This window comes from Bradyrhizobium sp. 40, assembly GCF_023100925.1.
Classification (GTDB): domain Bacteria; phylum Pseudomonadota; class Alphaproteobacteria; order Rhizobiales; family Xanthobacteraceae; genus Bradyrhizobium.
The window spans coordinates 6,093,469-6,108,506 of the sequence record NZ_CP064688.1; the positions used below are offsets into that span (position 1 = coordinate 6,093,469).

At 65.0% G+C, this 15,038-nt stretch carries 16 protein-coding genes and 1 tRNA gene; 6 read left to right on the forward strand and 11 right to left on the reverse strand.

What is annotated here, in order from left to right; genetic code table 11:
* Nucleotides 1–3 precede the first annotated feature (3 nt).
* Nucleotides 4–1,164 carry a glutathionylspermidine synthase family protein gene (locus IVB40_RS29155; RefSeq protein WP_247817075.1) on the forward strand — a complete coding sequence of 387 codons (1,161 nt, stop codon included), beginning with the start codon at nucleotides 4–6 and terminating at the stop codon, nucleotides 1,162–1,164.
* Nucleotides 1,165–1,212: 48 nt separating this feature from the next.
* Here IVB40_RS29155 and IVB40_RS29160 read toward each other — a convergent pair whose 3' ends face one another.
* From IVB40_RS29160 to IVB40_RS29185, 6 genes are all read right to left on the reverse strand, one after another.
* A complete protein-coding gene (locus tag IVB40_RS29160; RefSeq protein WP_247817076.1) occupies nucleotides 1,213–2,085 on the reverse strand; it encodes a protein-glutamate O-methyltransferase CheR in 873 nt (290 codons plus the stop codon).
* Nucleotides 2,082–3,284, reverse strand: a complete 1,203-nt coding sequence (locus tag IVB40_RS29165) for a chemotaxis response regulator protein-glutamate methylesterase (protein WP_027568207.1) — start codon at nucleotides 3,282–3,284, stop codon at nucleotides 2,082–2,084. The genes IVB40_RS29160 and IVB40_RS29165 overlap by 4 nt, the downstream gene beginning before the upstream one ends.
* A 75-nt stretch (nucleotides 3,285–3,359) precedes the next feature.
* Entirely contained in the window at nucleotides 3,360–3,725 is a 366-nt protein-coding gene (locus IVB40_RS29170; RefSeq protein ID WP_007600538.1) for a response regulator, read from the reverse strand.
* 73 nt (nucleotides 3,726–3,798) lie between these two features.
* Nucleotides 3,799–4,269, reverse strand: coding sequence for a chemotaxis protein CheW (locus tag IVB40_RS29175; protein ID WP_247817077.1), 471 nt, complete (start codon nucleotides 4,267–4,269; stop codon nucleotides 3,799–3,801).
* Between the two features lie 24 nt (nucleotides 4,270–4,293).
* Nucleotides 4,294–7,116: a hybrid sensor histidine kinase/response regulator gene (locus tag IVB40_RS29180; RefSeq protein WP_247817078.1), complete on the reverse strand. Its 2,823-nt coding sequence runs from the start codon at nucleotides 7,114–7,116 to the stop codon at nucleotides 4,294–4,296.
* A gap of 197 nt (nucleotides 7,117–7,313) precedes the next feature.
* On the reverse strand, nucleotides 7,314–7,967 hold the full coding sequence (locus IVB40_RS29185) for a histidine phosphotransferase family protein (protein ID WP_027565198.1): 654 nt from the start codon (nucleotides 7,965–7,967) through the stop codon (nucleotides 7,314–7,316).
* A 171-nt stretch (nucleotides 7,968–8,138) separates the two neighbouring features.
* Between IVB40_RS29185 and IVB40_RS29190 the strand changes: the two genes are divergently transcribed.
* Nucleotides 8,139–8,966, forward strand: coding sequence for a 3'(2'),5'-bisphosphate nucleotidase CysQ (locus IVB40_RS29190; RefSeq protein ID WP_247817079.1), 828 nt, complete (start codon nucleotides 8,139–8,141; stop codon nucleotides 8,964–8,966).
* Nucleotides 8,967–8,979: 13 nt separating this feature from the next.
* Here the strand turns inward: IVB40_RS29190 and IVB40_RS29195 are convergent, their stop codons facing one another.
* Entirely contained in the window at nucleotides 8,980–9,465 is a 486-nt protein-coding gene (locus tag IVB40_RS29195) for a YHS domain-containing (seleno)protein (protein ID WP_247819609.1), read from the reverse strand.
* Nucleotides 9,466–9,604: 139 nt separating this feature from the next.
* Between IVB40_RS29195 and IVB40_RS29200 the strand changes: the two genes are divergently transcribed.
* The 3 genes from IVB40_RS29200 to IVB40_RS29210 all read left to right on the forward strand — a co-directional run bounded on the left by IVB40_RS29200 (nucleotide 9,605) and on the right by IVB40_RS29210 (nucleotide 11,869).
* A complete protein-coding gene (locus IVB40_RS29200) occupies nucleotides 9,605–10,210 on the forward strand; it encodes a DUF1134 domain-containing protein (RefSeq protein ID WP_027565201.1) in 606 nt (201 codons plus the stop codon).
* A gap of 119 nt (nucleotides 10,211–10,329) precedes the next feature.
* Entirely contained in the window at nucleotides 10,330–11,628 is a 1,299-nt protein-coding gene (locus IVB40_RS29205) for a hypothetical protein (protein ID WP_247359232.1), read from the forward strand.
* Between the two features lie 166 nt (nucleotides 11,629–11,794).
* Nucleotides 11,795–11,869, forward strand: a tRNA-Val gene (locus tag IVB40_RS29210).
* Nucleotides 11,870–12,269: 400 nt separating this feature from the next.
* On the opposite strand, the gene IVB40_RS29215 is transcribed toward IVB40_RS29210, so the two are convergent.
* From IVB40_RS29215 to IVB40_RS29230, 4 genes are all read right to left on the reverse strand, one after another.
* The gene (locus IVB40_RS29215; RefSeq protein ID WP_247817080.1) at nucleotides 12,270–12,947 is read right to left on the reverse strand and encodes a hypothetical protein; all 678 of its coding nucleotides are present in this window, start codon (nucleotides 12,945–12,947) and stop codon (nucleotides 12,270–12,272) included.
* A gap of 54 nt (nucleotides 12,948–13,001) precedes the next feature.
* Complete coding sequence (gene greA / locus IVB40_RS29220; RefSeq protein ID WP_247817081.1) at nucleotides 13,002–13,484, reverse strand: transcription elongation factor GreA; 483 nt, start codon at nucleotides 13,482–13,484, stop codon at nucleotides 13,002–13,004.
* 40 nt (nucleotides 13,485–13,524) lie between these two features.
* Nucleotides 13,525–14,037, reverse strand: a complete 513-nt coding sequence (locus tag IVB40_RS29225; protein ID WP_247817082.1) for a hypothetical protein — start codon at nucleotides 14,035–14,037, stop codon at nucleotides 13,525–13,527.
* A gap of 150 nt (nucleotides 14,038–14,187) precedes the next feature.
* A complete protein-coding gene (locus IVB40_RS29230; protein ID WP_247282441.1) occupies nucleotides 14,188–14,526 on the reverse strand; it encodes a hypothetical protein in 339 nt (112 codons plus the stop codon).
* Between the two features lie 253 nt (nucleotides 14,527–14,779).
* On the opposite strand from IVB40_RS29230, the gene IVB40_RS29235 reads away from it, so the two are divergent.
* A complete protein-coding gene (locus IVB40_RS29235; protein ID WP_007596464.1) occupies nucleotides 14,780–15,013 on the forward strand; it encodes a DUF3551 domain-containing protein in 234 nt (77 codons plus the stop codon).
* The last annotated feature ends 25 nt before the right edge of the window (nucleotides 15,014–15,038 follow it).

The following is a 15,038-nucleotide window of genomic DNA, read 5'->3' on the forward strand; positions in this document are numbered from 1 at the left end:
CCCATGCAACGCATCGTCTGCCCCGAGCGCGACGACTGGCGACAGACCGCCGAACAATGCGGCTTCGCCTTCCACACCATCGACGGCGAGCGCTATTGGGACGAGCGCGCCTACTACGCCTTCACGCTCGACGAGATCGAGCGCGGCATCGAGACGCCGACCGGCGAGATCGACGCGATGTGCCTGGAGCTCGCCGGCCGGGTCATCGGCGACGAGCGCCATCTGCAGCGCTTGAAGATACCGGACGCGTTCTGGAGCCTGATTGCCGAGAGCTGGGCACGAGACGACCGCAGCCTCTATGGCCGGCTCGATCTGAAATTCGACGGCAAGGGACCGGCAAAGCTGCTCGAATACAACGCGGACACGCCGACCTCGATTTTTGAAGCCGCTGTGTTTCAATGGACCTGGCTCGAACAAGCGATCGAACGGCGCATCATTCCGTCGCGCGCCGACCAGTTCAACTCCATCCACGAACGACTGATCGAAGCCTGGAAGCAGATTGCAGCTAGCCGCCATGTCCATCTCACCGGCACCACGGGCAATGAGGAGGAAGCCGGCACGCTCGCTTATCTCGAAAACACAGCGCGCCAGGCCGGACTGGCAACCACGCTGCTCGACATCGAGGCGATCGGCTGGCGCAATGACGCCGGCGGCTTCGTCGACCTCGACGACCGCGACATCGCGCTCGCCTTCAAGCTCTATCCCTGGGAATGGATGTTTCACGACAGCTTCGGCGCAAAGCTCAAGGACGCACCGACACGCTGGATCGAACCGCCGTGGAAGGCGGTGCTCTCCAACAAGGGCATCCTGCCGCTGCTTTGGGAGATGTTTCCGAACCATCCCAATCTGCTGCCGGCGTTCTTCGAGGACGATCCGCGGGCAGCCGAGCTCGGCAGTTCCTATGTGCGCAAGCCGCTGCTGTCGCGCGAAGGCGCCAATGTCACGCTGGTAGCAGGCGGAATGCCGCTCGACGAGCAGGCAGGCCCCTACGGCGCCGAAGGATTCGTGCGGCAGGCGCTCGCGCCGCTGCCGAACTTCTCAGACTTCTATCCGGTGGTGGGAAGCTGGCTGGTCGATCAAGAACCCTGCGGCCTGTCGATCCGCGAGGACGAGAGCCCGATCACCGGCAACGGCTCGCGGTTTCTGCCCCATGCGATTTTGTGAAGTGCCTCTTCTTCCCTTCTCCCCTTGTGAGAAAGGGAAGAACGCATCTCACCGCGCCGCTGCAACCTTCAACGACGGCGGCATCAAGCCGCCCATCGGGCGGCCGGAGCGCGTCGGGTTGAGCTGATAGAGACCACGACGGTCGGCGATCGGGCGAAACGCGTCGGTGATGCCGACGACGGATTCGGCGGCGCCCAACAGCAGCGTACCATCAGCTTCCAAAACCTTCGCCATGCGCTCGAAGATCACGGCCTTGGTGTCCTGGTCGAAATAGATCAGCACGTTGCGGCAGAAGATCACGTCGAACGTGCCGAGATGGGAGAAGTCCTGCAACAGATTGAGCTGGCGGAACTGCACCATCGCGCGGATGTCGGGATTGAGCTGCCAGACCTCGCCCGCTTGCGTGAAGTATTTCATCAGGTGCTGGATCGGCAGGCCGCGCTGCACCTCGAACTGGCTGTAGACGCCGGCCTTGGATTTCTCCAGCACCTCCTGCGACAGATCGGTGGCGACGATCTCGATGCGCCAGCCGGCGAAGGCTGCGCCCATCTCCTTCACGCACATCGCGATCGAATAGGGCTCCTGTCCCGTCGACGAGGCCGCCGACCAGATGCGCAGCGACTTGCGCGCCGCGCGCGCCCGAAGCAGCCCCGGCAGGATCGTTTCGCGCAAATGATCGAACGGGATCTTGTCGCGGTAGAAGAAGGTCTCGTTGGTGGTCATCGCCTCGACCACGTCGCTCGCAAGCCGCCCGTCGCCATTCCTGATCTTCAGCACGAGATCGGGAATTCCGGCGAGGCTCGCCTTGCGGGCCAGCGGCAGGAGCCGGCTCTCGACCAGATACTGCTTGTCCGGGGAGAGATCGAGGCCGGAGCGCTCTTTCAGGAATTTGCGCAGATAGTCGTAGTCAACCGGCGTCACGAGCGGTCTCCCGCGAACAGGCGATTGACCCGGCTGCCGATCTGGTTGAGCGGCAGGATCGCCGCGCAGATGCCGGCATTGGCCGCTGCGCCCGGCATGCCCCAGACCACGCTGGAGGCTTCGTCCTGCGCGATCACGCTGCCGCCGGCGGCGACGATGTCCTTGCCGCCGCGCATGCCGTCCGAGCCCATGCCCGTCAGGATCACGGAGAGGATGGCGCCATGCCAGATGTCGATGGCGGAAGTGAACAGCGGATCGACCGCCGGCTTGCAGAAATTGACGGCGGGACCGTCGTCGAGCGCGATCGCCACGTCGCCGCCGCTACGCACGACGCGCATGTGCTTGCCGCCCGGCGCAAGATAGATGCGGCCCTGCTTCACCGGCTCGCCGTCGACGGCTTCGGCTGCCGGCTTGCGGCTCGTGCGTGCCAGATGCTCCGCGAGAATGGTGGTGAAGGTGGGCGGCATGTGCTGGGTGATCAGCACCGGGACGCGGTCGATCACGGGACCGAGCTCGGCGACGAGCGCCATCAGCGCCTGAGGACCGCCGGTCGATGAGCCGATCAGCAGCACCTTCGGTGCCTGGGTCGAGAACGGACGCGTGGACAGCGGCGAGGACGACGACGGCGCATGCAGGGCCGGAGCCGCTGCGGACGCGGCAGGCCGCGCGACAAGCGGTCCACGTGCAGCCGGAGCCGGGCCCGCGGGCGCGAGCGGCGGGCTCGCAACCGCGGGCTTGCGGCGCAGCCGTGCACCGAGGTGGCGGATTTTCTGGATCAGGTCGTGATGGAAGATGTCCGCAGCCGACGCCTCGCGCGTCGATTCCGGCTTCGGGATATAGTCGGCCGCGCCGAGCGACAGCGCCTTGAAACTGATCTCCGCGTTGCGGCGGGTCAGCGTCGAAGCCATGATGATGACGAGATCGCGCTTCTTCGCCAGCAGTTGCGGCAGCGCGGAGATACCGTCGAGCTCGGGCATTTCGATATCGAGCACGGCAACGTCGGGGTTGATGCGTTCGATCTGGTTGACCGCCTCGAGCCCGGTACGCAGCGACGCCGCGACCTCCATGTCGTGCTCGGCACCGATCCAGCGCGAGATCAGACCACGGATGACGACGGAGTCATCGACGACCATCACCCGCAACGGTCCGGCTTCCCGCGACGAGCCCGGGGTCGAATTACCTGCGAACGCAACACTCATTACTCACCAACTCAGACTGAAACGGTCAGTTGAAAACAAACGCCGAAGGAGCCGTTCAGCCTCCGGGGCGGTCGCTCAGATAAGGCCGACTTCCTGGAATTTCGCCGTCACGATGTCCTTGTCGAAAGGCTTCATGATGTACTCGTTGGCGCCCGCGTGCAGCGCGCGCGCGATATGCGCGACGTCGTTCTCGGTGGTGCAGAACACGACCTTGGGCTGGTCGCCACCAGGCATGCGCCGGAGATGGCCGAGGAACTCGTAGCCGTCCATCACCGGCATGTTCCAGTCGAGCAGGACCGCATCGGGCAAGCCGCGCTTGCAGGCCTCCAGCGCCTTCTCACCGTCCTCGGCTTCGAGGATCTGGAAGTCGAGGCCTTCCAGGATCCGGCGCGCAACCTTGCGGATGACGCTGGAATCATCAACGACGAGACAAGTTCGCATGTGAACCTCTGCTTCTCCCCCTTTTTGCGGGGGCACTTCCAATTGCAGGTACGTCGGCGGATGTGCCGGCGTATCAGGCCGCCATCATCTCGGGCGCGAGCTCGAGGACGCGATCGACGTCGAGGACGACCATGAGCTGGCCGTCGAGACGGTGGACACCGCCGGCGAGCTTGGCCATGCGGGGGTCGAGATTGACGGGGTTTTCTTCCATGCCGTCCTCGGCGAGCCGCAGCACTTCGCCGATCTGGTCGATCAGGAGGCCATAGGATTCACCGCGCAGGTCGACACCGACCGCCATCGGGACCTTGCCGTCCTCGGGCTTGGGCAGGCCGAGCCGGGCGCGCATGTCGACCACGGTGACGATGCGGCCGCGCAGGTTCAGCACGCCCGCGATCTCGCGCGAGGACAGCGGCACGCGGGTGACGCGCTCGGGCATGAACACGTCCTGGACGCGGGAGATCGGCAGGCCGAACAGCTGGCCGCCGATCATCGCGGTGACGTATTCGACCATGGCGCCTTCGCCGGACTGGGTCTTCTTGGTCATGTGCGTATCTCCTGATCCCGCTGGTTACGCTGCTGCGCGGCTCAGCTCGGAGGCACCGGCGGCGCCTGCGGTCTGTTCCTTCAGCGCCGCGATCAGACCGGGACGGTCGAACTTGGCGACATAGTCGTGGAAGCCGGCCTGACGGCCGCGCTCGATCGCCGCCGGCGACACCAGCGCGGAGAGCCCGATGATCGGCATCGCGCCCAGATTGCTGTCGGAGCGGATGGTCTCGGCAAACTCGAACCCGTTCATGTCGGGCATCTCGATGTCGGTCAGGACCACGTCGAAGGTCTGCGCGCGCAGCGCGGCCAGGCCCTCCTGCGCGGTCGGCGCGGTGCGGACGCGGTAGCCGGCGGCCTTGAGCACCGGAGCCAGCATGTTGCGGAAGAACGCCGAGTCGTCGACCAGCAACACCGATTGCGAGTGCAGCGACGGCTTCATCTCCTTGCGGGTGAACCAGTCGGAGAACGCCATCGGCAGGAAGTGGCCGACGTCGATCACTTCGGTGGCCTGGCCCTTGATCACGGCCGAGCCGAGAATGCCGGAGGAGGATCCGCCGACCTCGATGTTGAGCCGTTCCTCGACGATGTCGATGATCTCGTCGACGACGAGGCCCATGGAGCGGCCGTCATCGGAGAACACCAGGATCGGCTGGGCGCCCTGGCTCGCGATGGTGACGCTCTCCATGGCAACGAGCGGCATCAGCTGCTCGCGGTACTGCACCATGTAGCGGCCGTTCGAGAACTCGATCTTGTCGGCCGGGAGCTCTTCCAGGCGCGTGACGAGCCCGAGCGGGACCGCCTTGGGCTGGGACGAGCCGGCGCGGAACACCAGCAGCGAGGTGGTCTGCTCGCCGCTTCCGATGCTGTGCGTCCCGTTCTCGTTGTTCATGTCATGGGCCGAGGAGCCGGCGGCGCCGAGCGCCTTGGCAATGCCGTTGGGGTCGATGATCATGATGACCGCGCCGTCGCCCAGGATGGTATTGCCCGAGAACATGTCGATGTGACGCAGTTTCGTCGACATCGGCTTGACCACGATTTCTTCGGTGTGGAACACGCCGTCGACGACGATGCCGAAGGTCTGGCTGCCGACCTGGGTCACCACGATGAAGCCGTTCTCGGGATCGGAGACGGCGCCGTCGTCGATCTTGAGCAGCTTCTTGAGGTGGATCAGCGGCAGCAGCTTGTTGCGCAGCCTGAGCACCGCGGTGTCCTTGATGCGCTCGATGCGGTGCTCCGAGTTGGCGCGGGCCCGCACCAGCTCGACCACGGAGAGCTGCGGGATCGCAAAGCGGTCGCCGGCGGCTTCCACGATCAGCGCGGAGACGATGGCGAGCGTCAGCGGGATCTTGATGGTGACGGAGGAGCCTTCACCGGCCACCGACTTGATGTCGATGGTGCCGCCGATCTGGTCGATATTGGTGCGCACCACGTCCATGCCGACGCCACGCCCCGACACCGAGGTGATGGCGGCAGCGGTCGAGAAGCCCGGCGCGAAGATGAACTTGTGGATCTGGGCTTCGCTCATCTTCTCGAGCTCGGCCTCGGTGACCAGACCTGAGGAGATCGCCTTGGCCTTGATCCTGTCGGTGTTCAGGCCGCGGCCGTTGTCGGCGATGCAGATGATGATGTGGCCGCCCTCGTGATAGGCGGACAGGCGGATGGTGCCCTGCTCGCCCTTGCCGCCGGCGAGACGCTCGGCGGGGGTCTCCAGGCCATGGTCGGCGGAGTTGCGCACCATGTGGGTGAGCGGGTCCTTGATCAGGTCGAGCACCTGGCGATCGAGCTCGGTGTCGGCGCCGTGCATCTCCAGCTCGATCTGCTTGCCGAGTTCGCTCGAGAGGTCGCGAACGATGCGGGGCAGCTTCTGCCAGGCATTGCCGATCGGCTGCATGCGCGTCTTCATGACGCCTTCCTGCAGCTCGGCGGTGACGTTGGACAGCCGCTGCAACGGCACCTTGAACTCGGTGTCCTCGTTGCGGCGGGAGATCTCCAACAGCTGGTTGCGGGTCAGCACCAGCTCGGAGACCATGGTCATCAGATGCTCCAGCGTATCCACGTTGACGCGGATCGACTGGTTGGCGATGCTGGCTCCCTCGCCGGCGCCCTCGTCGGCGATCGACTTCTTCGGCGCGGCCTTGTCCTTGGGCGCCTTAACTTCCTTGGCTTCCTTGGCAGCGTCCTTGGCAACAGCCACTGGCGCTTCAGCGGCAGGCTGGGGCTCGGCCTTGACTTCGGCTTTGGCAACGGGGGCCGGGACTTCGATCGCGGTCTCGCGGAAGGCGCGCTCGAGCTCGTCGAGCGAGACTTCGCCCGGACGCAGCGGACGCTCCAGGCTCTGGTCGGCCAGCACGCCGGAGGTCGGCGCGGCTTCAGCGGCGACAGGCGCTTCCGGCACCAGCGGCGGCGCTTCGGCCACGGGAGCAGCAGCACCGGCCGCCATCGGCTGCGCCGAGCCTGACATAGCGGCCATGCCCTGCTCGACCATCGCTTCCAGCTTGTCGATGAGGTCGCGGTCGGTACCCTCGGGCTCGGCTTCGGTCGCCTCCAGCCCGGCCAGAATTTCCTTGATGCGGTCGATCGAGGACAGGATCACCGTCACCGCCTGCCCGGTCACCGGCATGCCGTCACGGAATTTGCCCATCAGCGTCTCGCCGGCATGCGCCAGCGCTTCCAGCCGCGGCAACCCGAGGAAGCCGCACGTGCCCTTGATGGTGTGGACCAGGCGGAAGATGTTATCCAGGATCTTGGCGTTGTTCGGCTCCTGCTCGAACTTCACCAGCTGATTGTCCACGGTGTCCAGGCTCTCGCTGGTTTCCGTCAAAAACTCCCGCAACAGATCATCCATGAAAACAGGCCTTCATACAGGGAGGGCGCGCACACAAGACGTGATGCGCCAATTCGGAATGGGGCCAGCTTCACCGCAAAGCGTTTAATATTGGTTGAGTATGTGGAAAAGAACGGAATCAACAAAGAGATAAGGCGCTCCGGACAAGCCGAAGCGCCTCGTAAAGATTCGATTAACGTTTGAGAGCGGCGGCGTGTCTACGACGCGATAATGGTGATGGCCTCGCCTTCATGCGCGAGCCTCACGGTCAGCCCGCAAGCCTCTGCCAACAGCCGCGTATAATAAGGCTGGATCGCATGTGCATCGGCGGCCGGGCCGCGCTCGCCGCTCAGGAGCTCGGAGATGTTCTGCGGCAGGCGCGCATTATGTCCGGTCGCGGTGATGCGGAAGCTCATCGTCTCGCCCTCGCCGATCGGATCGATCGTCAGCGTGCCGCCGCGCGGGATCGTGTGCTGCGAAACGACCAGCATGTTGAGCAACAGCTTGACGCGATTCTTCGGCAGCAGGATCCGCGGCAGATTCCAGGTGATCGAGCACTTGCCGTCCTCGATGTGGCCGCGCGCCATGGTCTGGGCATCGCCGAGATCGATCTGCGCGCCGGACGAGCCGGCCGCACCAAAGGCAAGACGGCAGAACTGGAGGCGGGCGGAGGCGGTTTTCGCGCTCTTGCGAATCAGGTCGAGTGCGAACTCGCGGTCGTCGGGCTTGGGATCGTCGTCGAGCACTTCGAGCCCATTGACGATGGCGCCGACAGGGCTGATGAGATCGTGGCAGACCCGCGAGCACAGCAGCGCAGCGAGTTCGAGCGCATCTGGAGCGGCAACGGTAGCGGGTGACGAAGCGTCAGACATAAAGGGTTCCTGGAATTGCACGGCGCGGACGCGGCGAATCAAGCATGCTTGACGAATGCCGCAGGTTCTAACATTCGCAAGCCCATGGCAGCTAGCTTGCGATCGGTTCGAAGCGGCCCTAATGCCGCGGCGAATCACTCAAGCAGGGATGGAATTGCCGATGAATGAGGCATGCAGGTGAAACGGATCATCGACGGCGCGGCCGCCTCCCACCTGATGGAGCCGCTCACCGCGCTGGTGGTGAAGGCGGGCGAAGCCATCCTCGCGGTCAACCGCGCGGCGATGCGGGTCGACGGCAAGCAGGACGGCTCGCCGGTGACCGAGGCCGACCTTGCCGCCGACCGCATCATCGCGGACGGGCTGGCGCAGTTCGCGGGCGACATCCCGACGCTCTCGGAAGAGCGGACCCAGCTCGCCTCGCCGCCGTTCCGCGACAGCTTCTTTCTGATCGATCCGCTGGACGGCACCAAGGAGTTCGTCGCCGGGCGCGACGAATTCACCGTCAACCTTGCCCTGGTGACATCGGGCGTGCCGCTGCTGGGCATCGTCAGCGCGCCCGCACTCGGGCTGCTCTGGCGCGGCATCGTCGGCCGCGGCGCCGAGCGCGTCAGGTTCGACGGCGCGACGATCGGCGCTGCCGAGCCGATCCATACCCGCAAGTTGCCGCCCCTGGGCGAGCCATGGATCGCCGCGGTGAGCCGCTCGCATGGAGATCCCAGAACCGAGGCCTTCATCGATCACCGCCCCAACGCCGTCAGAAAGACGGTCGGCTCGGCCGTGAAATTCGGCCGGATCGCGGAAGGCAGTGCCGACATCTATCCCCGCTTCGGGCCCACTTGTGAATGGGACGTCGGGGCCGGCTACGCGGTCGTGACCGCAGCCGGCGGCAGCGTAACCGACGGCAAGGGCGGCGCGCTCCGCTTCGGCGAGCGGCACGATGGCGGCTTCATCGTCCCGGAGTTCATCGCCTGGGGTGACCCGCAGGCGGCAAGAGTCTGACGTCGTAAGGGCGCTACTGGCTGAGCTTGTCCTGGAGGGCCGGCCAGCGCTTGCCCACCTCGTAGAGGAAGCGCTCGGGGTTGGCGGCGAAGCCGTCGCGATTGGCTTCCCGGCTGAACAGATAGAGCCGCTGCGCCGCGATCGCGAAGAAACGGGGGTTGCCGGCGATGGTGACCCCGCGGGCGATATCGACCGGATCGTAGCCGCCGAACTGCGGCCCGTAGACCTCTGGATGAGCCAGGAAAGAGGCCCGGTTGCCCTCGTTCCGAAAGCGCCAGACTGCGCCCCACAGGTTCGCCTCGAATTCGGCCGTTCCCTGCACCGCCGCGCCAGCGACGAAATAGGCCACGGGGTCGAAGCCCTCGATCGCCACGCCGCTGAAGCGGTTGACGACGATCCGCTCGGTGGTGGCCGCCTGCGCCGGCCCCCCTGCGCAGAGGATCCAAATGCCCGACAGCATGCAGACCAGAAGGCCGATCAAGGCAATTCCGGGGCGCAAAGGGCTGGCTTCCTGCCGTTCTGCCGTCATAGTTGCTGCGGATAACATCCGAGTCGAGGGGACATCCGGCGCAACCTAGAGCCGTGCCTGTTGGCGTCAGGTTAAGGAAGCGACCGGATTCGATACCAGAGGTTCTTTTATGACTTTCGCATCACGCCTTGCCGCAGTCGCGCTTGCCGCGATGGTCGGGTGGATCATTCCGGCTTCCGCCCAGCAGCCGCCGCCGCCCGATTTGCCGCCGCCGCAGCGGACCCAGACGCCCAGCACCTATGGGCCGGACGAACTCGTGAACGCCGGCCACCGCTTCTTCGGCAACGTCTCGCGCGGTCTCGCCTCGATCATCGAGAAGGCGGTCAGCCAATGGGGCCTGCCCAACGGCTATATCCTCGGTGAGGAGGGCTCCGGCGCTTTCGTCGCCGGCCTGCGCTACGGCGAAGGCACGCTCTACACCAAGAACGCCGGCGACCTGCGCGTCTACTGGCAGGGTCCCTCGCTCGGCTTCGACTGGGGTGGCGACGGCGCGCGCACCATGACGCTGGTCTATAATCTGCCCGCCACCAACGCGATCTACCAGCGCTTCGCCGGCCTCGACGGCTCGGCCTACATCATCGGCGGCTTCGGCATGACGGCGCTAACCGCTAACAACATCGTGCTGGTGCCGATCCGCTCGGGCCTCGGCCTGCGGCTGGGAGCCAATATCGGCTATTTGAAATTCACCCCGCGCGCGACCTGGAACCCGTTCTAGCGTTCCGCTTTCCCCTCCGGCGACGGATCAAGGTTAACGACATGTCGGGGCTGGCTTTTTGCCGGCCCCGCATGCAATGTCCTTGGTAAATTTTTCCTTAGCTTTGGGAGTTCTGGCCCATGGTCGAACCGATCATGTACCTGGCGATCGGTTTCCTGCTCTCGATGCTGTGCGGGCTCGCGATCGTGCCGCTGGTGCATAACCGCGCCGTGCGCCTGACCACGCGCCGGCTCGAGGCCGCCACGCCGTTGTCGATGGCCGAGATCCAGGCCGACAAGGACCAGCTCCGCGCCGAATTCGCCATGTCGGCGCGACGGCTGGAGATGAGCGTCGACCAGCTCAAGAACAAGACCACGAGCCAGCTCGCCGAGCTCGGCAAGAAGAGCGACGCCATCAACCGCATGAAGATCGAGCTCGGCGAGAAGAACGCCACGATCTTCGCGCTCGAAGCGCGCGAGAAGGCGGTGAAGGAGCAGCTCCGCGCCACCGAAGAGGAATTCAACACCAAGACCGCAGCCCTGCGCGCCGCCGAGCTCGCGCTGACGGACAAGCAGGGCGAGCTCGCAAAGATCAATTCCGAACTGTCGGACCGCTCGATGATGGCGGAGAGCCGTCAGGTCGAGCTGGTCGCGGTCCGTGCGCAGATCGAGGAGCTGAAGAACCGCGTCGGCGACGCCGAGAAGGAATTTGCCGCGACGCAGGCGCGGCTGGCGCAGGAGCGCACCGAATCCGAGACCGCCTCGCGCGAGCTCGGCGACGCCCGCGGCCGCGTCGAGAATCTGAGCCAGCGCGTCACGGACCTCGATCGCCAGCTCATCGTGCAGGTGAAAGAGGCCGAGATGCTGTCGGGCCGTGTCGGCGATCTCGAAGGCCGCCTGGCCACGCAGGGCAAGCTGCTCGCCGAGCGCGACTATGAGAACAACCAGCTCCGCCAGGCCAATGAGAGTTCCGAGCGCACCATCAAGGAGCTGCGCGTCGAGATCGCGGCCTTGAGCGGCGGCAAATCGTCGGCCGCAATGGAATCGATCCGCGCGGAAAAGACCGCGCTGGAGGAGCAGCTGCGCACCGCCCGCGACGAGCGCGCCAAGCTCCAGCGCGACATCAACGCGATCCAGCAGCAGGCCGAAAGCTCTTGGGCGACCGAGCGGATGGAGAACGCGCTGCTGCGCGAACGCATCAACGACATCGCAGCCGAAGTGGCCAAGCTCGCGATGCAGCTCGAAGGCCCGAACTCGCCGATCGAAGCCCTGCTCGCGGCCGAGGCCGGCCAGCCGCCGAGGCCGGCGCCGCGCCCGGCCAATGACGCCCCGACCAACGGCACGGCCGCAGGCACCCTGCCCGAAGGCGGCGGAACACTGGCCGAACGCATCCGCGCGCTCCAGGCCCACGCCTCCCGCGCCCGCCAGCAGGGCGCGTAGGCGGCTCCAAACGGTCTGACCGCCGAATTGCGCGGTCTGCGGAAGGTTTCCGGGCCGCTTTTAACGTCTTCGGGCGCCTCGAAACTTGACACGTTCGGCCCGCACTTCTAAATCGCGGGCTCCAAAGCGTCGGTGGCCGAACTCGGGCCGCCTGCATGATGGTTTCGGGTGCATAGCTCAGCGGGAGAGCGTTCCCTTCACACGGGAGAGGTCCAAGGTTCGATCCCTTGTGCGCCCACCATCCACCTTCCTGAACCCTGCTGATTGCGGCCCCATCGTCGACGCCTGCAGGCGTGTCGGGACCGTCTCAATCGAAAATGTCGAAAACAACCCCATGCACAGTAGCCGACCCCAGTCGGACCAATTGGGTTACAACCATACTATTTTTCCGAAATCGGATTTGACTTGCCGGGCAAAACACCGGCATGATGGCATCGTCGCGGTGGCCTGAGCGGGAAGTATTGGGTCATCGCCCTTGCGCATCAGCTTTTTGTTTTGCGCATGATCTCCCCTCGTCATTGCGAGCGTAGCGAAGCAATCCAGAGTCTTTCCGCGGAGACAGACTGGATTGCTTCGCTGCGCTCGCAATGACGAAGCAAGGGGTGAGACCGCGCCGGCTGACGCGCACGCCACCTCGAGCTTCAAGCCGCCCGCGCCGGCCGCCAGGCCCCGTAGAGACCGACGAGGGTCCCGATGGCGACCAGTGCTGCGGCCAGCAGCAGCTGCAATTCCCCGTCGTCGGTGGTGCCTACGGACGACACGAGCCTGGTCACGACGACGAACAGAACGCCCACGGAGGCTGCTGCGCCCACGCCGAGATAGGCGAGCTCGCGCGTCAGGTTGCGGCCGAGAAGTCCGAGTGCCGTGAAATACATCGCGCAGGCGTTGGGATGAACGAACAGGGCAATGCGCGCGTAAGGACCGTAGGCGTCGAGGAGGGTCTCACACCGGTTCAGTGCCGCCTTTGAGGCGACCCGCTGCAACAGCGGTCTGAAAAAACGAGCCTGCCCGTAACTCAGGACGGCGCCGACGATGATAGCCAGCCACGCCACGATAAAAACGGAGACGTCCGCGGGCTTCGGATTGAGCGCCACGGACATCAGGATAAGAGCGGTTCCGGGGAAATAGCCAAAATACGGAAAGACCGCCTCCAGCAGCACGCAGACGAATATGAAGACCGGAAACCACGCCGAACCGGTTGCATCCCGGACGATGGCGTTCAGGTCGAAGAGATCAGTCTTGTACAGGACGAGATACATGCACATGGCCAACCCGGCCAGCGCGTAGAACGGCAACGCCCCCGACAGAAACCGCCTCATCCAGCTATCGCGCCTTGTTGCGCGGACACAGTGGAAACCATCGATAAACGTCCCCTACCCAATCGACAAAATCTCGATCTCCTGCGCACCCGACCCCACGACATCCCCGACCGCCTTCCCCATCAACGACTTTGCCACCGGCGCCACGAACGAGATCGTGCCGGCCTTGGGGTCGGCTTCGTCCTCGCCGACGATGCGATAAGTTTGCACGCGGCCATCTGCGCGGCTGAAGGTCACCGTGCTGCCGAAGGCGACGGTGTCGGTCGAGGCTGGGGCGGGAACGACCTGCGCCGTGCGCAGCCGTTCGGTGACATAGCGGGCATCACGCAAGGGCACCGCCGATTGCCGGCGCTTTTCGTTGACGTCCTCGATCGCCTGCGCGGCTTCATAGGCCTCGCGCGCGTCCTGAAGCTGTCTTTGCAGCGCCTGCAAGCCCGCTTCCGTCACGAGGTTCGGATGCGGCGAGATCGGCCGATCCGGCAACAGCGTCTCGGCGGCGGTTTCCGCGCTCTCTTCTTTGGTAAAGGCAACGCTCAAGTCGAAAATCCTGTCGAACTGTTCGGGCTCACGGCCACGATCATATCTCAAGTTCGACGAAACGGCGCAGCTTGAAGACGATGTCCGGCATGGCCTGGCGGAACCGCGTGGCATCCCGGAATGTGGTCGAGAACGGCGCGAAGGTGATCATCGCGTTCCAGTGCCTGTAACCATAGACCGTCACGGAGGCGCCGGTCGCCGGAAAATTCTCGAGCTTGCGCAGTTCACCCAGGACGAGATCGGCGATCGCTTCAGCAGGCAGCAATTGCTTGCCATCAGGCGTCGTGGCGATCTTCGCCGGCGGCTCGACCGGCTTCGCGGCAGCCGGCGTCGCATCGGGCGCGTCCCCGGAATCATTCTCCGAGTTGTTCTCGAGCTTGGCCGGCGGCGTATCGGGGGCGGGCTCGACCAGCTCAAACCCGTTCGTCGGTGCTGTCGGCGGCGGAACCTCGATGAGGGGCGGCGGCGCGACACTTTCTGCGGCGCGCTTGTTGCCTCCCAGGATGCTGCTGATCATGGCCACAAGGCCAGCATCCCTCACGTCGTCACTCATTACTCCCCCAAGGCTTCGGCCTACTCTAGCACCGCTCGCGCGGACCGCCACTGGGGATGTATGGCCGGATTCCGCCCGGCCAAGGTCCTAATTTTACGCGATGGCACCGGCGGCGCGACGCCCGATCACGCCGCGCCGCCGTGCGATCCGTCACTGCTTATCGAACGGAACGTATTGCTGGTACTGCTTGGGCACCGAGCTGCGGTAGCGCGCGGGCACCGTGCCGCTGTCGACCGAGTGGTCAATCTCCTGCTGCCGCGTCATCTTCTTCTTCGCCGGCTTCTTCGACGCACTCTTCTTGGAGTCGGTCGGCTGGCTGGAAGCGTCGTTGGTTGCGCCCGGCGCGGTCGTCGTCGCTGCCGGCGCGGCGGTTGTCGCCGCAGGCGCCGCGGTTCCGGCGGCGGCTGGTGCGCCCTGCGCCAACGCGAGCGGTGTCTGCATGAGAAGCGCCAGCGCTGCTGTCGCAGCCAGCAAGTATGATTTCTGCATTAGAACCTCCAAAAGACCTGATCCGAATAAGGCAAGCGTAGTTCTCCGGGATCGACGCGTGCAAGTCCGCTCACGATAGGCCGGAACCCCGTCGTGAACTGTGGCCGAGATCACATTGCGGCGGCAAGCTGCGTCATGATGTGCCTTGTCGCGAACGCAAGGCATTCCGGCGACACCAACACAGGCATGACTTTGCAGCAGACGAGCCAGGCTCGCTGACATTCCCACCCACTCGCTCACGAAGGAGACTGACATGCGTCGCACCATCCTCACTCTCGCATCGCTCGCGGCCCTGCTGGCCGTAGCATCCCCGGCAGCCCAGGCACATCCTGCGAACGATCGATATTGCATCCAGGGCCGCTCGTGGGGTTACCCCGGCAATTGCCAGTTTGCGAGCTATCAGCAGTGCCTCGCCACCGCGTCCGGCACGTCGTCCTATTGTGGCATCAACCCGCGCTACGCGTTCTCGCAGCAGCGCGACTACTGACGAATTGGCGGCGTGCGCGCATGAC